Source organism: Pseudomonas sp. LB3P58 (assembly GCF_054897895.1).
Genome location: NZ_JBUBVE010000001.1, coordinates 2,931,083 through 2,953,075, shown reverse-complemented (window position 1 = coordinate 2,953,075; position 21,993 = coordinate 2,931,083). Strand labels below are relative to the sequence as shown.

Here is a 21,993-nt window from a genome sequence, read left to right as displayed (position 1 = left end):
ATGACGTACACCTGTAGGAGCTGCCGAAGGCTGCGATCTTTTGATCTTATTTGGGGTAGAGCGGCGGCAGGCCACTGTCACCCACCGGATCCTGAACCCGCTCGGCAATCGGAATCGCCTTGATCGCCCGCCACAAGTCTTCACCTTGCCAATGCTGGCCGGTTTCGCTGTAGAGCGCGCCGTTCAAGCCATCGAGGGCGTCGGACAACGGCACAAAGCGCGCCGCCATATCGGCCAGGGTTTCCGGCTGTTGTCGGGCCCAGGCGTCGAGGGCCTGGCGGGTGGCGTGGGAATCGTTGGCCTGACAGGCGCGCTTGAGATCGTCGAGCACGGTGCGCGGGCTCGGGCCGGTCTGCGCCGCTCGCAGGATCGCCGGTTGCCAGCGGGCGCGCCACCAGAGACCGAAGCCCAGCAGGGTGGTGCAGGCCAGGATCAGGGTGCTGAGTTTCCACCACCAGAGGGCTTCGTTGTCGGCAGCGGAAAAGACTTGTGGCATGCCGGCCGGGGTGTCGACCATCAGGCTCGGATTATTCGCCACTGGCAGGGTTCGGGCCGGCAGGCTGCTGTGATCCAGGTGGTCCTCGAAGGTGTTCCACCAGATCACTTCAACCGCTGGCAACTCGATTGCGCCGCTGCGCGTCGGCACCAGGGCTTCACGGTCTTCGCGACTGCCGATCAGCCCGCGCTCGCTGTTCTGGTTGCCCAGCACCGGTTGATCCGGGTAGCGCCGCAAGCCGTTGACGTCGGTGGCGGGCAGCGGTGGCAATTGCGAACTGTCCAGCCCCTCAGCCTTCACCGTCAGGCTGCGGGTCAACGAATCACCCACCTGCGCATGATCCGGTTCCGGGTTCCAGCTTTCGCTCAGACTGAGGCTGCGGGCCGGCAGCCATGGCACGTCGGCCGGGTAGGTGATGGGTTTGGCTTTGACCGTCAGCAAAATCTCGGCCGAGCTGACCCGCATCAATTTGCCGGATTTCGGTGCCTGGGCGGCGGAGTCCTTGGCGGGCTGTGCGTCGACGAGTGCGGCATTGAATATCTGCGGCGGAATGACCAACTCACCGCTGTGTTGCGGGTAGATCGCGTAGCGCATCTCGATCACGCCGTGGCGCAGGCCATTGATGTCTTTCTCGTAGGTGCGCGCCTCGCCCAGTTGCTCGATGCGCACATCGGGGATTTGCAGAGGGGGCAGGCTGCTGTCGTCGTACAGCGACACCGAATGGTAGATGCGCAAGGTCAGGATCGCCTGGGCTTGTACGTACACGCTGTTTTGATCGAGGCTGGCGTCGATGAATACCGGGGCCCGTTGGTTCGGGCTGTCCTGGGTTTCGGTCTCGACCACTTGCACGGTGATCGGCTGACTCTGTACGTCACCCAGTTGCAGTGACGGAATCACCACGCTGCCGTTCTGCCGAGGCAGCAGGGTGATGATCCAGCGGGTGGTCGCACGGTTGTCGCCGTTCAGGGTGGTCAACTGGTTGACCTGACGGGTGCCGCGCACTTCGAACAGCGGCTCCAGCGGTGCCAGATCAGGCTTGCCGAACTGCGTCACGTCGTTGGTTTCCAGGGTCAGTTCAATCGTTTCGCCGCTGTTCAGGCGACTGCGATCGACACTGGCGACCAGCCCGGCAGCCTGGGCCTGAGCAGTCCAGAGCAGCAGTGCGAGCAAGAAAGTGGTGAAGCGGGTCATCGAGTTTTTCCCTGATCCTGATGTTGTTGCTGTTCGTACCAGAATTTGCGTCTGAGCAATTCACCCGGGTCATCCGGGATCTTGCGCAGCCATTGCTCCAGCGCCTGGCGCTGTTCACCGTCGATGCTGTCGCTGGCCGGACGCATCGGTGGTCGGGTGCTGTCTTCATTCCCCAGCTCGCTGCCCGGGACTTCATTGGTGCCGGGTTTCGACGGCGTTTTGCTCTGTTGGTCGGAGTCCGTCGTGGTTTGTTGGCCGTCGGTTTTCGGTTCGCCATTCTCCGACGGTTGCGTGGCCGCGCCCGGCGGCGGTTCTTGCGTGTGTGGCTCGGTCTCGTTGCCGGCGTTTTTGTCCGGTTCAACGGGCGGGGGTGTGTTTTTCTGCTTGAGCAGACTTTCCACCAGCGCCTTGTTGGTCAGGGCCGGGCGCAAATCCGGTTGACGTTCCAGCGCCTGTTCGTAGGCATCCAGCGCGGCTTCCAGCTCACCGCTTTTGGCCAGGGCGTTGCCACGATTGTAGTGGGCGTGGGCGTCGCTGCCTTCGGCGAACCGCTGGGCGGCGCCGCTGTAGTCGCCTGCCTCGTAGAGCGCCACACCTTGCCATTGTCGATCTTCGAAATGTTGCGCAGCCTCGGCCGCGCGCTTTTGCTTCAGCAAGATCAGACCTTGTTGGTCGGGTCGCAGCCACAAATCGTTGAAGTCGAAGGCATAACTCGGTTGTGGCAGCAAAAACAGCAGTGGCAAGCAGAACAGCCAGCCGCGACGACCGGCGCACGCCGCCAGCAGCAACAACGGCAACAACAGCCAGTAACCCTGATCGGCCCACGTATCGAGGCGCAGGGTATGGCCGTCGTTGCGCAGCGCGCGTGGTCCCTCGAGCAAGCCGAGTGCGCGCAAGTCGGCATCGTCCAGGCGAGCGTGGCGATAGCTTCCGTTCAGGTCGTTGGCAAAGGCTTTCAGGCTTGGCTCGTCCAGATGTGGCACCAGAATCGCGCCCTGGTCGTCCTTCAGAAAACTGCCGTCCTCCTGGGTGATCGGCGCGCCTTCGGCAGTGCCGATACCGAGCATCAGAAATTGTGTCGACTTGCCGTCCAGCGCCTGTTGAATCCCCTGTCGTTCCTGTTCGGTCAAGGTTGAACCGATCAGCAGGATCCGCCCGTCACCGAGGGCGCCCTGTTCCAGCAGGGCAAGGGCCTTGGTCACCGCCAGATCGGCGCGATGACCTGACTGGGGCATCAGCGAAGGCTTGAGGGCATCCAATAGATTGCGGCTGGTCGACAGGTCATCCGACAGCGGCACCAGCGTGTGAGCGCTGCCGGCGTAGACGACGATCGCGGTCTGGGCATCGCTGCGGTTCTCCAACAGGTCGAACAGCTTGCGCCGGGCCTGTTCCAGCCGGTTGGGGGGTACGTCGGTGGCGAGCATTTCCGGGGTCAGCTCAAGGACCACGACCAGCGGGTCGGCGGGCTTCTGGCTGGCTTGCTCGACACGTTCCCAGCTCGGCCCGAGCAGCGCCAGAACGGTCAGCACCCAGGCACATCCAAGGATGACCCACGGCAATTTGCTGTCGCGACCGTTGCCACCACTGAGCAACGCCGCATGGAAGGCCGGTGGCAGAATCATCTGCCAGCGCCCGGCGCGTTTCTGCCGATGCCAGAGTTGCCAGAGCAACCAGCCGAGCAATGGCAACAACAGTAACCACCAGGGGCGGAACAAGTACGGCCAGAGCGCACTCATCGGCGCCTCCGCAGGCGCAGGCGTTTAAGCCGCTGGCGCCAGTCGGGCAGCTGATTTTGCAGAAGATCCTTGGTGAACAGTCGCTGCAACGGGTTGTCCGGCCAGCGTTCGCGAACCACCAACAGCATGCTCAACAGCAACGCCAGCGCCAAAGGCCAGTGGTACAACGCCTGAGCCGGGCGGGCCTGAGTCGGTTGCTGGGTCACCGGTTCCAGTTTGTCGAGGGTGTCCTTGATCGCTTGCAGCTCCTTGTCATCATGGGCGCGAAAATACTGGCCGCCCGTGGCTTCGGCGATCGCCATCAAGGAGGGTTCATCGAGGTCGAGGCTCGGGTTGACCCCCAGGAAACCCAAAGTGCCGCTTTGCTCCGGATCGGCGCCGATACCGATCGGGTAGATTTTCACGCCTTCGCTAGCCGCCAGCCGCGCAGCCGTGAGCGGGTCGATTTGGCCACCGTTGTTGGCGCCGTCAGTGACCAGAATCAGTACGCGACTTTGTGCCGGGCGTTGGCGCAGGCGTTTGAGGGCCAGGCCGATGGCATCGCCGATGGCGGTGTTCTTGCCGGCGATGCCGATCCGCGCCTCGTCGAGCCACACGCGCACCGTGTGCCGGTCGAACGTCAGCGGTGCTTGCAGATACGCCTGGCTGCCGAACAGGATCAGGCCGACGCGATCGCCGTCGCGACTTTCAAGGAAGTCACCGAGCAAGTGCTGAACCAGTGTGAGTCGACTGACGTCTTCGTCCTGCCACTGCATGTCGGGGAAATCCATCGAGCCGGACACGTCGACCGCGACCAGCAGATCGCGACCGCTGGCGGCGATGGGCAGCGGTTCGCCAAGCCATTGTGGGCGCGCTGCGGCGATCAATAACAACAGCCACAGCAGCATGAACGGTGCCTGTTGGCGCCAGGCCGGCAGGTTGGCCCGGGCGCGGCGACGGACCAGGCCTTCGAGGTCGCCGAGGAAGCTGACTTTGAGCGCCGGCTCGCCACTGTCGGCCACAGGCAGCACGATGCGCATCAGCCAGGGCAGCGGCAGCAGGGCAAAGATCCACGGCCAGGCGAACTCAAACATGTTTGCGAATCCAGGTGTCGACGGCTTGGGTCAGGCCGGCGATGGCCTTGTCGTCGAGTTTGCATTCGGGTTTGTAGGCGCCTTCGACCAGCACCATCCAGCGGGTCAGACCGGCGGCCGGGCAACGATTGTCGAGGAATGCCAGCCATTTGCGTCCATTGAGGGTATGGCTCTGGCTATAGGGGTAGTGGTTGCGGCACAGGCGTTTGAGCAAACCGTTGAGTTGCTGCAACCAGGCGCCGGCCGGAGCGCCGTCGTAGGGTTTGGGCATGCGCGCCAGTTCGGCCAGCGCGGCGAGGCGCACCGGGTCCAGCGGTTGTTCGGCGCGCACGATCGGGCGCTTGTCTGGAAGAAAGCGCCTTGCCTTCCACAGACCGAAACCGATGAGCGGCAGTAACAACAGCAACAGCCACCAGCCCGGTGCCGGTGGCCAGAATTCGATTGGTGGCGGGGAGATCAGCGGTTGCAGTTGATCGAGGCTGCTCATCGGCCTTTCCCCGGTTTCTGTGGGTTCAGGTACTCGCGCAATTGTTCAACCATCTCGCTCTGGGTGCTCAAGGGCATCAGCAATACCCGCAGCTTCTGCGCCAGCAATTCCCAGCGAGCGATGCGTGCTTCGGCCTGGGCTCGATAGGTCTGACGCAGCTCGAAATTCAGGGTGTCGAGTTCCAGTTGCGCACCGCGTTCGGCGAAACGTAAAAGACCGGCAGCGGGCAGGGCGTGATCGAGAGGGTCGGATACCGGCAGCAGCAATAGATCGCAATGCCGCGACAACAGGCTCAGCTGTTGTTCGGCGCCCTCGGTCAGGGTGCGTTCGTCGCAGATTATGATCACCAGGCTGCCGGGGCGCAGGACTTCCCGGGCGCGGCGCAGGGCAATGTTGAAGGCGTCCCGGTCCGGCTCGTTCTCCGTGTGCAGCGACTGATTGACCCGCACCAGACGGTTGAGCAACTGCAGCAGGCTCTGTTTGCTGCGTCGTGGCTTGATTTCATAGTGCTCGTTGTTGCCGAACACCAGTCCGCCGACGCGATCGTTATGACCCAGTGCGGCCCAGCCGATCAGGCTCGCGGCCTGGGCGGCGAGCACCGATTTGAACATCAGCCCCGAGCCGAAAAACAGCCGGCGACTTTGCTCGACCATGATGAAAATCGGCCGCTCGCGCTCTTCATGGAACAGCTTGGTGTGGGGTTCCTGGGTGCGGGCGGTGACGCGCCAGTCGATGCTTCGCACGTCATCGCCGGCCTGATAGACCCGCACCTGATCGAAGTCCACCCCGCGCCCGCGCAGTTTGGAGTGGTGCAAGCCGATCAGCGGGCTGCGCTGGCTCGGTGTGGAAAACAGTTGCACTTCACGCACGCGATGGCGCATCTCGATCAGCTCGGCGAGGCTGACACGGATGCCCGGCTCGGGCGGCAGGATGACGTTCATCGGGGTCAAGCGACGGCTACGACGTCGAGAATCCGCTGGACCACCCGGTCCTGGTCGATGCCCGCGGCTTCGGCTTCAAAGGAAAGAATGATGCGGTGGCGCAGTACGTCGAACAGCACGGCCTGGATGTCTTCCGGGCTGACGAAGTCGCGACCGGCCAGCCAGGCGTGGGCCCGGGCGCAACGGTCGAGGGCGATCGAGCCGCGCGGGCTGGCGCCATAGGCGATCCACTCGGCCATCTCCGGGTCGAACTTGGCCGGGGTGCGCGTGGCCATGACCAGTTGCACCAGGTATTCCTCCACAGCGTCAGCCATGTACAAACCGAGGATTTCCTTGCGCGCGGCAAAAATCGCCTGCTGGCTGACCCGGCGCTCGGGCTTGGTTTCGCCATTCAACGCTTCGCCACGGGCCTGTTGCAGGATCCGACGTTCGACGGCGGCGTCCGGGAAGCCGATTTTCACGTGCATCAGGAAGCGGTCGAGCTGCGCTTCGGGCAGTGGATAGGTGCCTTCCTGCTCGATCGGGTTTTGCGTGGCCATCACCAAAAACAGCGGCGAAAGCTCATACGTGCTGCGCCCGACGCTGACCTGGCGCTCGCCCATGGCTTCGAGCAGGGCCGACTGAACCTTGGCCGGGGCGCGGTTGATTTCGTCCGCCAGCACCAGGTTGTGGAAGATCGGGCCTTGCTGGAACACGAAACTGCCGGTTTCCGGGCGATAGATTTCCGTGCCGGTGATGTCGGCGGGCAGCAGGTCGGGGGTGAACTGGATGCGATGGAACTGTGCTTCGATGCCTTCGGCAAGTTCTTTGATGGCCTTGGTCTTGGCCAGGCCCGGAGCGCCCTCGACCAGCATGTGGCCGTCGGCAAGCAAGGCGATGAGCAAGCGCTCGATGAGTTTTTCCTGGCCGAGAATCTGCGTTGAAAGAAAGGTTCGCAGCGCTAGTAGCGCTTCACGATGTTCCATCGATGACTGTTCCTGGAAAGGGTGACCGAAGACGTTCGAATAACGCCAGGGCTGGGGGCGTTACTTTAATCTATCGCGGGGGGCGGCGACTAACGGCATTTTGTGCAAAGTGCGCGAAATGGCTGGGGAAATTGTTGGAGTTTTGTAGGGCTCGTAGGGTGCTGGTGTTCTTTCGGGCCTCTTCGCGAGCAAGCCCGCTCCCACATTCGATCGCATTTCTCCTGGCAGAACGCGATTAAATGTGGGAGCGGCGGTGCGACGATTCGACTTGCTCGCGAAGGCGTCCGCTCAGGCGCTGAGATTCAAAGCTCGCTGATATAAGTGCCAGTACCCTTGAGGATGTTCTGCAACGTTTCTTCCACTTCAGCCAAATCCGCCGCATCAGTGTTGTGAATGATTTCCAGCGAATCATCACCATTCAGCGCATCGGCGTCAGCGGCGGCGATTTCGATCAGCAGGCGGGTAGGGCTGAGGGTGACTTTCACGCCGTCCAGGGTCGAAGGCTCGTCGCCGAGGCTGATGTCCAGCGCGTCCTCGTCGGGGTAGCGGGTCATCAGGAACATATCGCCCTGATCGCTGTGGCAGCAGAGCATGGCCATGTTGTCTTCTTCGTCATCGCACGGGTTGACGATCAAGAGGGCGGTGGTCATTTGCATGGCGGGATTCCTGGTTCGAGGTATTCGGTAAAGACAATCGAGGGAGGGATTTTGCCAGCCTGGAGGATTTTCTGCTGCTTTGTATTTGAAATCGGCGCAAAAGCTACGGCGTGAGCGTTATAGCAGTTGCGTAGGAAGTTTCTGAAGGATTGCCAGTAATTAGTTGGACGAAAGTTGATTGGCCGATGTAGGTCGTTGCGTCAAACCAACTCTTTAAGTGGCTTTATGTGTTTTCCGCTTGTTTTTTTATGTCTGTGCGTTAGTTTGTTTGCGAGTTGTTACATCGATAAAGCCGAAGAAGAAGGAGCGTGTTCTGATGGATCAGTACTTTGAGAAAGCAATTGAAGTGGCACATCTGTCCGAATCTGATATCGAGACATTGTATGAACGTTATCTGAATGGCGAAAAGAACGCTGATTTACTGCTCGAGTACAAGGTTGAGGTCGAACCTCGAGCGCTGCTCAAAGTGCTGCCGCCGATTATCAGCAAGGACCTGCGATGCCCGTATTGCGATGTGCCAATGTGGGCAAAAAGGCGCGCAAAAACCACCCGTGAATCCGATGCTCCACCTTTCAAATGCCTGCAATGCGAACACAAATTTTTTGCCGTCGGGCACTATGGACGGCGGATGGGCTGTGCCTGTGTCGAGTGCTTCAAGGTCAAACAGCAAGCCTTGGCCGCTCAGGCCCGGCTGGATCGGGACGAGTTGGCGAAGCGCTACGCTGTGATGCGTCAGCCCGTGCCATGCCACACGTTGGGGTTTGTGCAAAAGCTGGGGTTGCTGGCCCTGATGGAAACGTGTTCCCTGCCTGGCCTGGAGCGCATCGAACCGCTGGCTTCAAGGTCCAGAGCAGAGCCAATTGCACCCAACGATGTAGCGTCGCAAGCCTTGCTCAAGCAACTTTTCGAGGCCGGGGTGCTGGTGGTGGATCTCGATTCGACAATCAAGGCTTTCGATCGAGAAAACGGTTTCAGCATTCGAGACTTTAGTGCCGTCCGCTGGCAGATCAATGTGACGCTGGATAAAGAACTCAGAAGTTCGTGCCAGGCCTTGTATGTAGCGTTATATGAAGAACTTGCCGAAGGTGTTCAGTTGCCGTGGAAGAGTGAGCTTTATTCGTTATTGTTTGACCTGGCGAGAAAAGAGGCGCTTCAGTTTATTCATGTTCTGGCTCATGAAGTCGACTTTGTGTTTACTGCCGAAAATCGCGCCGAGTCGGTGGTCAATCAACTGCTTCAGGATTTTTCTGTCAGCGAGATTCATTATTTCGCACGGCTTGCGGTCAAGAATGCCACACACTTTTATCAAACCGGTAAATCCAGGGGCAGGTCACATGCCTCCAATACCATTCCCGGCAACATGCTGAACACCGCGCAAGATGCCTTGGCCAAGCACTGGCGCAAGCGTGCCTACCGAGATTCCCGGGTTCCTCAATCGGCGTTGCATCGGCTTTTGTATGACGTCGTGCTCAAGGACAGCGGGGCCGGGTTCTCGAAGTCTCCCGGCCTTTACTGGCACGACGAGCTGGTGCCGCAGTTCTTTTCAGGTGGGACGTTTGGCGCGGACTTGATCGGTGGCCAGCAGTTGTTCTGTCGTGAATGCGATTCGAGCAACATCGACGTGAAAATGGACAAGGTGATGCTGGAAATGCTGTGTTACGACTGCGCGACTGTCAGCAAGTACCAGGCATTCCAGGATCTGATTGATTGACCTGCTGGTCACATATCGTGAACGTCCTGGCGCCTGTCGGTCACATCCGATACGCGCAGCGCGTAATCGCTGCTTAAACCATCCTTTTTTCTGCGCTGCTGCTAGTGTTGTCCCAGGCATGTGCCGAGAGTTACGTACCGATGACCGAATATGTCGCAGCGCTGCAAGCACGGGCCTTGCCGCACTGGTTAAGCTGCGCAACGGATGAGCACCTGTAAAGGCATTGCGCTGTACCTTGCCCAGTCGTTTTTGCAGATGCCCATTCATGGAAGGTGAATGTGACCTGAGTGTCTCGTCCAGCTTCACCCACCTGTCATCCTGTTTCCTCTGCCCGAGAATCAGGAACAGGGTGACGGATTGCCCCGAAAGGGGTTTGCACGCGACGCTTCCATCAATAACAAGCCCAAGCGGAGTACCACAGATGGCGTTCTTCACCGCAGCCAGCAAAGCCGACTTCCAGCACCAACTGCAAGCGGCACTGGCCCAGCACATCAGTGAACAGGCACTGCCACAAGTGGCGCTGTTCGCGGAACAATTTTTCGGCATCATTTCCCTGGACGAGCTGACCCAGCGTCGGTTGTCCGACCTCGCCGGCTGCACCCTTTCTGCGTGGCGCCTGCTTGAGCGCTTCGATCACGCGCAACCGCAAGTGCGCGTCTACAACCCCGATTACGAACGCCACGGCTGGCAGTCGACCCACACCGCGGTCGAAGTGCTGCACCACGACCTGCCATTTCTGGTGGACTCGGTACGCACCGAGCTGAACCGTCGCGGCTACAGCATCCACACCCTGCAAACCACTGTGCTGAGCGTGCGTCGCGGCAGCAAGGGCGAGCTGCTGGAAATCCTGCCGAAAGGCACCCAGGGCGACGACATTCTGCAAGAGTCGTTGATGTACCTGGAAATCGACCGTTGCGCCAATTCGGCCGAACTGAATGTCCTGAGCAAGGAACTGGAACAGGTTCTCGGTGAAGTCCGCGTCGCGGTCGCCGATTTCGAACCGATGAAAGCCAAGGTCCAGGAAATCCTCACCGGCCTGGACAACAGCCAGTTCTCTGTCGATTCTGAAGAAAAAGCCGAAATCAAAAGCTTCCTGGAATGGCTGGTGGGCAACCACTTCACCTTCCTGGGCTATGAAGAGTTCGTGGTTCGCGATGAAGCCGATGGCGGCCACATCGTCTACGACCAGGACTCCTTCCTCGGCCTGACCAAATTGCTGCGCACCGGCCTGACCTACGATGACCTGCGCATCGAAGACTACGCCGTGAACTACCTGCGCGAACCGACCCTGCTGTCGTTTGCCAAGGCTGCGCATCCAAGCCGTGTCCACCGTCCGGCTTACCCGGATTACGTGTCGATCCGTGAAATCGACGCCGACGGCAACGTCATCAAGGAATGCCGTTTCATGGGCCTGTACACCTCGTCGGTGTATGGCGAGAGCGTGCGGGTCATCCCGTACATCCGTCGCAAGGTCGAAGAAATCGAACGCCGTTCCGGCTTCCAGGCCAAGGCTCACTTGGGCAAGGAACTGGCGCAGGTGGTTGAAGTGCTGCCGCGCGACGACCTGTTCCAGACCCCGGTCGACGAACTGTTCGCCACCGTGATGTCGATCGTGCAGATCCAGGAACGCAACAAGATTCGCGTATTCCTGCGCAAAGACCCATATGGTCGTTTCTGCTACTGCCTGGCCTACGTGCCGCGCGACATCTACTCCACCGAAGTGCGCCAGAAAATCCAGCAAGTGCTGATGGATCGCCTGAAAGCCTCGGACTGCGAGTTCTGGACCTTCTTCTCCGAATCCGTGCTGGCCCGCGTGCAACTGATTCTGCGTGTCGATCCGAAGAACCGTCTGGACATCGACCCGGTTCTGCTGGAAAAAGAAGTGGTACAGGCCTGCCGCAGCTGGCAGGACGACTACGCGAGCCTGGTCGTCGAAAGCTTCGGCGAAGCCCACGGCACCAACGTGCTGGCTGACTTCCCGAAAGGCTTCCCGGCCGGTTACCGCGAGCGTTTCGCCGCGCATTCGGCTGTGGTCGACATGCAGCACCTGCTGAGCCTGAAAGAATCCAATCCGCTGGTGATGAGCTTCTATCAGCCACTGGGTCAGGTTTCCGGTCAGCGCGAGCTGCACTGCAAGCTGTATCACGCCGATACGCCGCTGGCGCTGTCCGACGTGTTGCCGATCCTGGAAAACCTTGGTCTGCGCGTGCTGGGTGAATTCCCGTATCGCCTGCGTCACAACAGTGGCCGCGAGTTCTGGATTCACGATTTTGCGTTCACCGCCGCCGAAGGCCTGGAACTCGACATCCAGCAACTCAACGACACCTTGCAGGACGCGTTCGTCCACATCGTGCGTGGCGATGCCGAGAACGATGCGTTCAACCGTCTGGTGCTGACCGCCGGCCTGCCATGGCGCGATGTCGCGCTGCTGCGTGCCTACGCCCGTTACATGAAGCAGATTCGCCTGGGCTTCGACCTGGGTTACATCGCCAGCACCCTGAACAACCACACCGACATCGCTCGCGAATTGACCCGGTTGTTCAAAACCCGTTTCTACCTGGCCCGCAAGCTCGGTACTGACGATCTGGAAGACAAGCAGCAACGCTTGGAACACGCGATTCTGAGCGCACTGGACGACGTCCAGGTGTTGAACGAAGACCGTATCCTGCGTCGCTACCTGGACCTGATCAAAGCCACCCTGCGGACCAACTTCTACCAGACCGACGCGCACGGTCAGAACAAGTCCTACTTCAGCTTCAAGTTCAACCCGCACCAGATTCCAGAGCTGCCGAAGCCAGTACCGAAGTTCGAAATCTTCGTTTACTCGCCTCGCGTCGAAGGCGTGCACCTGCGCTTCGGCAACGTTGCTCGCGGTGGTCTGCGCTGGTCTGATCGTGAAGAAGACTACCGCACCGAAGTCCTGGGCCTGGTAAAAGCCCAGCAAGTGAAGAACTCGGTCATCGTGCCGGTGGGCGCCAAGGGCGGCTTCCTGCCGCGTCGCCTGCCACTGGGTGGCGGTCGAGACGAGATTGCGGCCGAGGGCATCGCCTGCTACCGCATCTTCATCTCGGGCCTGTTGGACATCACCGACAACCTGAAAGACGGCGCGCTGGTACCGCCGGCCAACGTCGTGCGTCATGACGACGATGACCCATACCTGGTAGTGGCAGCGGACAAGGGCACTGCAACCTTCTCCGACATCGCCAACGGTATCGCCATCGACTACGGCTTCTGGCTCGGCGATGCGTTCGCATCGGGCGGCTCGGCCGGTTACGACCACAAGAAAATGGGCATCACCGCCAAGGGCGCGTGGGTTGGCGTTCAACGTCACTTCCGCGAACGCGGCATCAATGTTCAGGAAGACAACATTACTGTGGTCGGCGTCGGCGACATGGCCGGTGACGTGTTCGGTAACGGCTTGTTGATGTCCGACAAGCTGCAACTGGTCGCAGCGTTCAACCACTTGCACATCTTCATCGACCCGAATCCGGAGCCGGCCAACAGCTTCGCCGAGCGTCAGCGCCTGTTCGACCTGCCGCGTTCGGCCTGGTCGGATTACGACACCAGCATCATGTCCGAAGGCGGCGGGATCTTCTCCCGTAGCGCGAAAAGCATCGCGATTTCCCCGCAGATGAAAGAGCGCTTCGACATTCAGGCGGACAAGCTGACCCCGACCGAGCTGCTGAACGCCTTGCTCAAGGCACCGGTGGATCTGTTGTGGAACGGCGGTATCGGTACGTACGTCAAAGCCAGCAGCGAAAGCCACGCCGATGTCGGCGACAAGGCCAACGATGCACTGCGCGTGAACGGCAACGAACTGCGCTGCAAAGTCGTGGGCGAGGGCGGTAACCTCGGTATGACCCAGCTGGGTCGTGTCGAATTCGGCCTCAATGGCGGCGGTTCCAACACCGACTTCATCGACAACGCCGGTGGTGTGGACTGCTCCGACCACGAAGTAAACATCAAGATCCTGCTGAACGAAGTGGTTCATGCCGGTGACATGACCGACAAGCAACGTAACCAGTTGCTGGCGAGCATGACCGACGAAGTCGGCAACCTGGTGCTGGGCAACAACTACAAGCAGACTCAGGCACTGTCTCTGGCAGCACGCCGTGCTTTCGTGCGGATTGCCGAATACAAGCGTCTGATGAACGATCTGGAAGGCCGCGGCAAGCTGGATCGCGCCATCGAGTTCCTGCCGTCTGAAGAAGCGATCAACGAACGCCTCGCGGAAGGCCATGGCCTGACCCGTGCCGAGCTGTCGGTGCTGATCTCTTACAGCAAGATCGACCTCAAGGAAGCGCTGCTCAACTCCCAGGTGCCGGACGACGACTACCTGACCCGCGACATGGAAACCGCTTTCCCGCCGACCCTGGTGAGCAAGTTCTCCGACGCCATGCGCCGTCACCGTCTGAAGCGTGAGATCGTCAGCACCCAGATCGCCAACGATCTGGTCAACCACATGGGCATCACCTTCGTTCAACGACTGAAAGAGTCGACCGGCATGAGCCCGGCGAACGTGGCCGGTGCTTACGTGATCGTGCGTGACATCTTCCACCTCCCGCACTGGTTCCGTCAGATCGAAGCCCTGGACTACCAGGTTTCCGCTGACGTGCAACTGGAGCTGATGGACGAGCTGATGCGTCTGGGCCGTCGCGCTACGCGCTGGTTCCTGCGCAGCCGTCGCAACGAGCAGAATGCTGCCCGTGACGTCGCGCACTTCGGTCCACATCTGGCAGCGCTGGGCCTCAAACTCGACGAACTGCTGGAAGGCCCGACCCGCGAAGGCTGGCAGACCCGCTATCAGGCTTACGTCGCGGCTGGCGTTCCTGAGTTGCTGGCGCGCATGGTTGCAGGCACTACTCACCTGTACACCTTGCTGCCGATCATCGAAGCGTCCGACGTGACCGGTCAGAACGCAGCCGACGTGGCGAAGGCTTACTTCGCTGTGGGCAGCGCGCTGGACATCACCTGGTACCTGCAACAGATCAGCGCTCTGCCGGTTGAAAACAACTGGCAGGCCCTGGCCCGTGAAGCGTTCCGCGATGACGTCGACTGGCAACAACGTGCGATCACCATCTCGGTCCTGCAACAGGGCGACGGCACTCAAGACGTGGAAACCCGTCTGGAGCTGTGGATGGAAGAGCACGAAGGCATGATCGAACGCTGGCGCGCCATGCTGGTAGAAATCCGTGCCGCCAGCGGCACTGATTACGCCATGTATGCGGTGGCCAACCGTGAGCTGCTGGATCTGGCGTTGAGCGGTCAAGCGGTAGTGCCAGTCACTGCCACTAGCACTGCCAGCGCTGAGTTGGAACCGGCGGCCTGATCAGGCGCTGAATGAAGAAGCCCCGCAATGAGAATTGCGGGGCTTTTTTTTGCCTGAAGGTTTTGTACCGTCTGGTCGGGCCCCATCAGAACTAATGTGGGAGCGAGCCTGCTCGCGAAGGGGCCATCAACCTCAATACAACTTTTTGCCTATATTATTATCGATCAACGACACTTTATCTGTCGGCCTGGTCAATAAATTACTGAGCGACTGGTCAAACTTCTGCAAGGCCCGAACTTGCACATTCTGTTGTTCGTTAATGTCGGCAACTATCTCTTCGCTGCGTTTATAGTCCGCCCATACCGGACTCAGTTCTTTAGCGTCATGACCTTGTGCAGTGCCGATGTAGTTGAAGTTCGAATCGTAGAACGCTGCGCTGACATTCGCGCTGATGTCCGAACTGCGCGACGTCATCAATTGACTGCGCGTGTCGACGACGGCGACCACATCCGGTTTGGCGGCCCTGAGACTTTGCATGTCCGGATACACCGTCACCGAGCCAAACTGACGTTGCAAGGACGCCTTGACCCAGTCCACGGCCAGGTCGGGTTTGGAGGTGGCGACATAGGCGTCGTGAATCGACTGCACCAGCAGGCTCTGGCCGAAACCGGTGCCGGCGTTGGCCTGGTAATCCTGAAGGTAGGCGCGGTTGGTCTGAGTGTTGCGGCTGTAGACGATGCCCAGGGACACGTTGCTGCCATTGGTGACATGCGTGGCGCTGCTGCGGCCGACCGGCTCGGTGAAGACGCCGTCGAGCGAGGAAACAGCCTTCGGTGCAGTGGGTATTGAGCAGCCCGTTAAAAGAATCGTCATCGTCATGGTGCTGACAAGTGCAAGTTTCATGGTGTTTCTCCCGTGAAACAACTTGAGTCGGAAAGTTAATAGGCCGGACACAGTCGGCGGAGATTCCAGACTAAACCTGTCGTCGCTGAATGAAATGGCCAATCACCGCACTTGTCAGGTGACTACTAGTTTTGTTTGGTTTAAAAGGCCCCGGTTAATTGCTCCGGGAAATAAAAAGGCCTGAATTGTTAATTCGGGCCTGTTTGTTTATGGCTGGCGCAACAGCTATCAGTTTTCCAAAGGGATCAATACTTTTTCGTCGGGCGCTAACACCATAAACACCAACAGTTTGGCGGGTTTGGTGGTACTGGCATTTTTCGAGACCAGATGCTCCGACCCCGCCGGTTCGTACCAGAATTCGCCGGCCTTGTAGGTGATCGCTTTTTGACCCTTCACTTGAGAAATGATCGAGCCCGAAAGGACATAGGCCATGGCCGTGCCCTCGTGCTTGTGGGCGATGGACGATTGGCCGGGTTTGTAGTCGACTTCGATCATCAACGCTTTTTTGCCCGGCACGTTTTGCAGCATTTCGTCCTGCAGAATGGTGACTTTTTCCGAAGGGTCGTGAGCGTATGTCGCGGCGGAAACGGTCAGGGCCAGGGCTGCGAGGGGAACAGCGCAATAGCGGAAGGCGTTCATGGGTTATCACCTGCTGTGGTTAGTTGTCAGGGACCACAGTAAGTCTCGGCAAAGGCCAATCAAACAGCCAATTTTCGTGAAGGCGAGGGGACCAATCATGCGCGTTTTAAAAACAAGATCACCGCCTCCAGCCACTCCTGCAGGGGTACCCATTGCCCTGTAGGAGTGGCCGAAGACGGCGACCTAATTTTTAAACGATAGGAAAACTGTTGAAGTCGACGCTGTTGGCCAGGCGGCTGTCGATCAAGCCGATAAAGCCTTGTACTTCAGGGCAGTTGAAATGCATTTGCATGGCCGCTTCCGATTGCCAGCGGGCGCTGACCGTCCAGCGGTTGTCGTCCTCGGGGCAGCGGTCGACCATATAGGAATCACAGCCCGGTAGTTCGCGCAGGGTGTCGACAATTTTTTGCAGTTGCTTGCCCAGTTCGTCCGAGCGGCCGGCGGCGGCCTGCACCTTAACGGTATTGATCACTTCGTTGGACATTGCTCACACTCCTGAATCAGGCCGGACGAATCCTGCTCATTGAGGGATAACGCTTATGCAGGATAGGCCTGCATCCCCGGACCACCAATAGCCAATCGCGGAATAAAAACGCAGACCAATCCGTCAGGCGACCTGCTGCAAAATGTCCCGCAGGCGGTCCAGGGCAATGTCGATGTCGAGGGTTTCAATGGCGCCAAAACCGAGGAAAAGCCCGGACTGCGGCGCTTGCTGATAGAAAAAGCTGTCGATGGGATACACCCCGACTTCGACCTTTTTCGCCAGTTCGATCACCAATGGAATATCGATAGACACTTTGCACATAACCACCATGTGGAACCCGGCGGTGGTCGGGACCGCCTCGAGCCATGGTGAAAGATCGCCGGCCATGCGCTCGAGGATCCGCTCACGGCGCCCGGCATAGATCGTATGGCAGCGCCGAATGTGCTTGAGCAGACAGCCTTCGGCGATGAACTTGGCCAGCGCCCATTGGGGCAGGGTGGAGGTGTGCAAGTCGGTGAGCTGCTTCGCGCGAATGACCGCTTCGAGTATTGCCGGCGGCAGGATCGCATAACCCAGGCGCAACTCCGGCAGCAGGGTTTTCGAAAAGGTCCCGACGTAGGCGACGATGCCGCGTTCGTCCATGCTTTGCAGCGAGTCGGTGGGCCGGCCTTCGTAGCGAAATTCGCTGTCGTAATCGTCCTCGATGATGATCGCGCCCAACTCATGGGCCCGCTCCAGCAGCGCCACCCGGCGCGCCTGGCTCATCGGCATGCCGAGCGGGAACTGGTGCGACGGGGTGACGTAGATCAGCCGGGTGCCAAGGGGGATCTTGTCCACCTGAATGCCTTCGGCATCCACCGGGACGCCGATCACCGTGGCGCCGTGGGTACCGAACAACAGGCGTGCGGGCGGATAGCCGGGGTCTTCCATGGCGACAAGGCTGCCGTGGCGCGTGAGTACCCGGGAGATCAGGTCCAGCGCCTGTTGCGCGCCGTTGCACACCACCACGTCTTCGTCCTGGCAATTGACCCCGCGGGAAAACGCGATGTGCCGGGCGATCGCATTACGCAGCGCCGGCAAGCCTTCGGGCAGGCTGTAGAAGCCCTTGGAAGCGGCGATCTGGCGTAAGGCGTGAGCGGTGCAGCGCCGCCAGTCATCCTGGGGAAACTGGCCCTTGCTGGTGGCGCCGCCGATGAAGTCGTAGCGCAACGAGCCTTCCAGCGTTGGATGACGCAGGAACACCGGCAGGTTGCGCCAGGACTCGATGACCTCGGCACTGGCCAATTCCGAATGGCTCTGTTTACGGGTGATTTTCGCTGGTCGGGCGTTGACGTACGTGCCTTTGCCGATGACCCCGGTGAGGAAGTTTTCGTAGGTCAGTTGTGTGTAGGTGTCGGAAATGGTCTTGCGTGAAATCCCCAATTGTTCTGCCAGCAAACGACTGGGCGGCAGTTGCGTTCCGGCTGCCAGGCGACCGGATTCGATGGCGCTGCGCAGTTGGTTGTACAACTGGCCTGCCAGGTCCTTGCGGCCGTTGATGACAACGTGAAGTTCCATACCGGCGTGGCTCCTGGGGCAATTGAGGCGCGTGTGCGTCGGGCCAGATTACCTGCATGAGCGCCTGCGCAAAAGTTGCGTGGGCGAAAAACCTCCGATTGGTCTGGTGCCTGAGTGGTCCACGGGTATTTCGCAGAATTGGATCTGTAACGCCTGCGTATCAACGCCTACCTTGAGGGGCACACATTCGATCCACGAGGTCACTCCATGAACCCCCGTCTGGATTACTACAGCGCGTCGCCCAAAGCGATGAAAGCGATGATTGCCATGGAGGCGTTGACCAGCAACCTCAGTATCGAGCCGGCCTTGCTGCACTTGATCAAGATCCGGGCCTCGCAACTCAATGGCTGCGCTTTCTGCACCGACATGCACTCGGTGGATGCCCGGCGACTCGGCGAGACCGACCGTCGTTTGTATTCGATCGTGGTCTGGCGCGACAGCGGCTTTTTCAATGCGCGAGAACGCGCGGCGCTGGCCTGGACTGAAGCCGTCACCTTGCTCTCTGAAAGCCATGTGCCGGACGAGGTCTACGCGCAGGCCCGGGAGCAGTTCAACGAAGGCGAGATGGTCGACCTGACCATCGCCGTCACCACCATCAACAGCTGGAATCGCCTGGCGGTGAGCTTTCGGCAAACCCCTGGAGGCTGAATCGATTTTCCGCCCCGAGTGTCACATCAGGTTCATAAACGCTGCGCAGGATGAGGCTTTCAAGGACAGATCGACAGGGAGTCAACAATGCTATTCATGGAAACCACAGGTCGTCAGCAAGTTGCCGAGTACCGCTCGCCCGTAGAAAAAACCTCACACTGGCGCACTCTGGCGGCAGGGATCGATCCGGTGCTGGCGCAGTCTTTTCGGGTCAGTGCCCGTTGCGGCTGTTTCATGCAGGCAGCCCGCAGCCTCAACATCAAGACCACCCAGCTGCGCAAACAATTGGCGCAGCTTGAAGCGCACCTGCAGTGTTCGCTATTCAGCCACTCAGAGAATGGCGTTGCCCTCAGTCGTGACGGGTTGCAGCTGCAATCGCAGTTGATTGCTTTGGCCCATGAGCGCGATTTGCCGGTGACCGAACAGCCGTTGATTCGCCTGGCCGTCGCCGAATCGATCCTGCATGACATTCTCGGTCGCGATCTGGTTGCCTTGTTGCGGCGCAACGCCAGCGTGCGCCTGGACATCATCACCCTGGACAGCGAACTGTCCCTGCAAGCGGTCAGTGCCGATGTGGTGCTGTGGCTGGCCGGCACCGATTCACCGCTGCCAGGCCCGAGTTTTGCGGTCAGCGAGCCCCGGCGTCTGGCACGGCTCGACTATTTGCCACACATCGCCAAACGTTATTCACGGGTCGCGTCGCGGCCAGACAGCCTCGACGACCTGACGGATTTCCTGCTGGTGCAATGGCAGCATGACCGTCAGGTCGACAGCTTTCGGCCGTGGAATACCCTCGTGGATCAACGCTTGGCCGGGGTAGTGCAGTTGCATTCCTATGAGCTGATGCTGGAGATGATCCGTTGCAGTGCCTGCATTGGCCTGCTGCCCGGATACATCAGCCGCTTCGACCGCGGCCTTATTGAATTGCCGGGGCTGTTCAGTCAACCGATGCAGCGTCAGGTGTGGATGGCGGTCAATGCCGAGTCCGAGGGGCAAGCGCAGGTGCAAATGATCGTCGAGCTGATTCAGAACACTTTCGAAGAGCGGCGGGAGTGGTTCGAACAACCTGCGGCGGTATAGAGTGGGCGGCCATGTCTGTCTCAAGGATGAATCACCCATGCCCGCCACTGACGCTGTCATCTCCCTCGAACGTTTCAACGAATCCCACATCGACGGCATTACCGCGCTCTACAACGACCCGGCCATTACCCGTCAGGTGCTGCAAATGCCGTTTCAGTCCGCGGAAGTCTGGCGCAAGCGCCTGGCGCCGGACAACGAGCGTGTGGTGCAGCTGGTGGCGCTGCATCAAGGGACGGTCATCGGCAATATTGGCCTGGAGCAGTTTTCGCGGATCCGCCGCAGCCATGCCGGCAATCTCGGCATGGGCGTCGCGGTGGCCTGGCAGGGCAAGGGCCTCGGCTCGAAGCTGTTGGCGGCGGCGCTGGACATCGCCGACAACTGGATGAACCTGCAACGGCTCGAACTGTCGGTGTACGCCGACAATGAAGCCGCCATCGGGCTGTATCGCAAGTTCGGCTTCGACACCGAAGGGCTGTTTCGCGACTACGCCGTGCGTGACGGCGTGCTGGTGGATGCCTTGAGCATGGCGCGTCTGCGTCGCACACCCAAGGCCGCTTAAGTCACTCGCCCAAGGCGAACGCCACCGCCGCCTGCGCATGCAGTTCGGTGGTGTCGAGCAAGGGCAGCGCGCTGTGCTCGGGTTTGATCAGCAGGCCGATTTCCGTGCAACCGAGGATGATTGCCTGGGCGCCACGTCGGGTCAGTGATTCGATGACCTGCTGATAGACCTTGCGTGACGCCTCGCTGATCACCCCGACGCACAACTCGTCATAGATGATCCGGTGGACGGCCTGACGTTCATCGGCCTCCGGCACCAGTACGGTCAGCCCCATTGAAGTCAGGCGCTCCTTGAGGAAATCCTGCTCCATGGTGAACGCTGTGCCGAGCAATCCAATCTTCAGCGCACCCGCCTCGACGGCAGCCTGACCGGCCGGGTCGGCGATGTGCAGAAACGGAATGCTGATCGCGGCCTGAATCTGCCCGGCCACTTTGTGCATGGTGTTGGTGCACAGCACCACACAATCGGCACCGCCAGCCTGCAACCGCTGCGCCGCATCCACCAGAATCGCCGCCGCATCGTCCCAGCGCCCGGCGTGCTGGGCCTGTTCGACAGGCCCGAAGTCGACGCTGTACATTAGCAATTTCGCCGAACGCAACGGCCCGAGCCGGTCGCGCACCTGCTGATTGATGAGACGGTAATACTCGGCGCTGGACTCCCAGCTCATGCCGCCGATAAGGCCGATGGTGCGCATGTCGTGCTCCTGTTGATGGCAACCCTTTGCGAGAGAGTGTCCAGTGGATCCCGGTTTCGATCTATCAGGAAATTTCATATGCCTGATGCAATGAGTCAGCGCTTGTTCGGCGGCAAAGTCTGCCTGCAACTCTTGCCTCGTGCGGCGTACAGCGCGCGTGACGCGGCACAGTCGCAAACGCTCGGGGTAACGCTGGAGCGTCAGCAGGGTGTGCACGCCATCGATTCCGACCATCGGGTGGATTTTGATACCTTGCCCGGCGTTTTGGCTTATACACCGATCGGAGTCGAGGTGTTTTCCGAGTCCGCCACTGGCGGTGAATACCTGCTGATGCGCCTGGACCAACAGTTTGCCGGTGAGCAGTTACCCTGCGTCACCCACCGCATGCAGTCTTCAGGCAATCGACACGCGCTGACCCTTGCACGAGAGCTGCGACGTCTGTTGCTCGCCCCACAGCCCGATCTACTGGCGTTTGAGCAATGTGCCCTGGATCTCGTTGACTTGACCCCCCTGAAAATCGAAACAACACACCGGATCACGCCTACGTCCTTCGCTCGAGTGCTGGATCAGATCGCCGAGCAGTTCCACGAACCCCTGACCCTTGGACAATTGGCCGTCACCTACGGGCAAAACGAGCTGCGCTTTCTGCGCGACTTCACCCGGGCCATCGGCCTGACACCCCACGCTTACCTGGTTGAAGTGCGGCTTCAGGCGGCACGCCGGATGATCGAACACACCGACCTGTCCCTGGCCGACATCGCCCTGGACACCGGCTTCGCCCATCAGTCCCACATGGGCAGTGCCTTTCGCAAATACCTGGCCATGACCCCCAGCCAATACCGTTCACGCTTTTAGTCGTACGCCGGCAGCGCGCATCTGCCATGCTCAAAGTCCGCAGCACCGT

General features: G+C 60.0%; 18 protein-coding genes. 6 read left to right on the top strand and 12 right to left on the bottom strand.

From position 1 onward, the window contains the following. Nucleotides 1-46: 46 nt before the first annotated feature. The 7 genes from ACYZTZ_RS13645 to ACYZTZ_RS13615 form a co-directional block, all read right to left on the bottom strand. Complete coding sequence (locus ACYZTZ_RS13645) at nt 47-1,687, bottom strand: BatD family protein (RefSeq protein WP_461998580.1); 1,641 nt, start codon at nt 1,685-1,687, stop codon at nt 47-49. Next, nucleotides 1,684-3,423 carry a tetratricopeptide repeat protein gene (locus ACYZTZ_RS13640; RefSeq protein ID WP_461998579.1) on the bottom strand — a complete coding sequence of 580 codons (1,740 nt, stop codon included), beginning with the start codon at nt 3,421-3,423 and terminating at the stop codon, nt 1,684-1,686. Before ACYZTZ_RS13640 ends, ACYZTZ_RS13645 begins: the two co-directional genes overlap by 4 nt. Continuing rightward, nucleotides 3,420-4,496 carry a vWA domain-containing protein gene (locus ACYZTZ_RS13635; RefSeq protein ID WP_461998578.1) on the bottom strand — a complete coding sequence of 359 codons (1,077 nt, stop codon included), beginning with the start codon at nt 4,494-4,496 and terminating at the stop codon, nt 3,420-3,422. The genes ACYZTZ_RS13640 and ACYZTZ_RS13635 overlap by 4 nt, the downstream gene beginning before the upstream one ends. Further along, the gene (locus ACYZTZ_RS13630; protein WP_461998577.1) at nt 4,489-4,983 is read right to left on the bottom strand and encodes a DUF4381 domain-containing protein; all 495 of its coding nucleotides are present in this window, start codon (nt 4,981-4,983) and stop codon (nt 4,489-4,491) included. Before ACYZTZ_RS13630 ends, ACYZTZ_RS13635 begins: the two co-directional genes overlap by 8 nt. Then, nucleotides 4,980-5,924: a DUF58 domain-containing protein gene (locus ACYZTZ_RS13625; protein WP_095128275.1), complete on the bottom strand. Its 945-nt coding sequence runs from the start codon at nt 5,922-5,924 to the stop codon at nt 4,980-4,982. The genes ACYZTZ_RS13630 and ACYZTZ_RS13625 overlap by 4 nt, the downstream gene beginning before the upstream one ends. A 5-nt stretch (nt 5,925-5,929) precedes the next feature. Further along, nucleotides 5,930-6,889, bottom strand: a complete 960-nt coding sequence (locus ACYZTZ_RS13620; RefSeq protein WP_008150800.1) for an AAA family ATPase — start codon at nt 6,887-6,889, stop codon at nt 5,930-5,932. Nucleotides 6,890-7,191: 302 nt separating this feature from the next. Further along, entirely contained in the window at nt 7,192-7,545 is a 354-nt protein-coding gene (locus tag ACYZTZ_RS13615) for a hypothetical protein (RefSeq protein ID WP_461998576.1), read from the bottom strand. 316 nt (nt 7,546-7,861) lie between these two features. On the opposite strand from ACYZTZ_RS13615, the gene ACYZTZ_RS13610 reads away from it, so the two are divergent. Continuing rightward, entirely contained in the window at nt 7,862-9,256 is a 1,395-nt protein-coding gene (locus ACYZTZ_RS13610) for a hypothetical protein (protein ID WP_461998575.1), read from the top strand. Between the two features lie 421 nt (nt 9,257-9,677). Next, nucleotides 9,678-14,585, top strand: coding sequence for an NAD-glutamate dehydrogenase (locus tag ACYZTZ_RS13605; RefSeq protein ID WP_461998574.1), 4,908 nt, complete (start codon nt 9,678-9,680; stop codon nt 14,583-14,585). Between the two features lie 132 nt (nt 14,586-14,717). Here the strand turns inward: ACYZTZ_RS13605 and ACYZTZ_RS13600 are convergent, their stop codons facing one another. The 4 genes from ACYZTZ_RS13600 to pdxR all read right to left on the bottom strand — a co-directional run bounded on the left by ACYZTZ_RS13600 (nt 14,718) and on the right by pdxR (nt 18,108). Then, nucleotides 14,718-15,428 (bottom strand): ATPase, encoded by a 711-nt coding sequence (locus tag ACYZTZ_RS13600; RefSeq protein WP_461998573.1) that lies wholly within the window; start codon nt 15,426-15,428, stop codon nt 14,718-14,720. A gap of 228 nt (nt 15,429-15,656) precedes the next feature. Beyond that, complete coding sequence (locus tag ACYZTZ_RS13595) at nt 15,657-16,067, bottom strand: cupin domain-containing protein (RefSeq protein ID WP_461998572.1); 411 nt, start codon at nt 16,065-16,067, stop codon at nt 15,657-15,659. Between the two features lie 190 nt (nt 16,068-16,257). After that, on the bottom strand, nt 16,258-16,551 hold the full coding sequence (locus ACYZTZ_RS13590) for a putative quinol monooxygenase (protein WP_008150809.1): 294 nt from the start codon (nt 16,549-16,551) through the stop codon (nt 16,258-16,260). A 123-nt stretch (nt 16,552-16,674) separates the two neighbouring features. Next, on the bottom strand, nt 16,675-18,108 hold the full coding sequence (gene pdxR, locus ACYZTZ_RS13585) for a MocR-like pyridoxine biosynthesis transcription factor PdxR (RefSeq protein WP_461998571.1): 1,434 nt from the start codon (nt 18,106-18,108) through the stop codon (nt 16,675-16,677). Nucleotides 18,109-18,315: 207 nt separating this feature from the next. Here pdxR and ACYZTZ_RS13580 point away from each other — a divergent pair, with 207 nt between their 5' ends. The 3 genes from ACYZTZ_RS13580 to ACYZTZ_RS13570 all read left to right on the top strand — a co-directional run bounded on the left by ACYZTZ_RS13580 (nt 18,316) and on the right by ACYZTZ_RS13570 (nt 20,395). Next, complete coding sequence (locus tag ACYZTZ_RS13580; protein ID WP_056745842.1) at nt 18,316-18,756, top strand: carboxymuconolactone decarboxylase family protein; 441 nt, start codon at nt 18,316-18,318, stop codon at nt 18,754-18,756. A gap of 87 nt (nt 18,757-18,843) precedes the next feature. Further along, the gene (locus ACYZTZ_RS13575) at nt 18,844-19,836 is read left to right on the top strand and encodes a LysR substrate-binding domain-containing protein (protein WP_461998570.1); all 993 of its coding nucleotides are present in this window, start codon (nt 18,844-18,846) and stop codon (nt 19,834-19,836) included. 37 nt (nt 19,837-19,873) lie between these two features. After that, on the top strand, nt 19,874-20,395 hold the full coding sequence (locus ACYZTZ_RS13570) for a GNAT family N-acetyltransferase (RefSeq protein WP_461998569.1): 522 nt from the start codon (nt 19,874-19,876) through the stop codon (nt 20,393-20,395). A gap of 1 nt (nt 20,396) precedes the next feature. Here the strand turns inward: ACYZTZ_RS13570 and ACYZTZ_RS13565 are convergent, their stop codons facing one another. Continuing rightward, nucleotides 20,397-21,089 (bottom strand): aspartate/glutamate racemase family protein, encoded by a 693-nt coding sequence (locus tag ACYZTZ_RS13565; protein ID WP_056745848.1) that lies wholly within the window; start codon nt 21,087-21,089, stop codon nt 20,397-20,399. A gap of 78 nt (nt 21,090-21,167) precedes the next feature. Between ACYZTZ_RS13565 and ACYZTZ_RS13560 the strand changes: the two genes are divergently transcribed. After that, nucleotides 21,168-21,944 (top strand): helix-turn-helix domain-containing protein, encoded by a 777-nt coding sequence (locus ACYZTZ_RS13560; RefSeq protein ID WP_461998568.1) that lies wholly within the window; start codon nt 21,168-21,170, stop codon nt 21,942-21,944. Nucleotides 21,945-21,993 lie beyond the last annotated feature (49 nt).